We start from the raw sequence: 208 nt of genomic DNA, 5'->3' as shown, positions 1-208 counted from the left end.
TAAAAGTAACGAACATCTGCGAAAATGGCGAGAAATCCAGCAAACAAATAACGTGTTGCAACGACCAGAAATCTACCGTAGCTAAGAAAGGAAAAAGCCCCGCTTTGCAGCGAGGCCTTATGAATAGTGGTGCCCGGACTCGGAATCGAACCAAGGACACGGGGATTTTCAATCCCCTGCTCTACCGACTGAGCTATCCGGGCAACGG

The 208-nt window shown here is 49.5% G+C and carries 1 tRNA gene; it reads right to left on the bottom strand.

Features of this window, described 5'->3' with window-relative positions:
• Positions 1 to 127 precede the first annotated feature (127 nt).
• Positions 128 to 203, bottom strand: a tRNA-Phe gene (locus C5687_RS24520).
• Positions 204 to 208: the final 5 nt, after the last annotated feature.

The sequence above is a fragment of the Enterobacter sichuanensis genome, from assembly GCF_002939185.1.
GTDB classification, from domain to species: domain Bacteria; phylum Pseudomonadota; class Gammaproteobacteria; order Enterobacterales; family Enterobacteriaceae; genus Enterobacter; species Enterobacter sichuanensis.
This window is presented reverse-complemented; position numbering and strand designations above follow the sequence as displayed.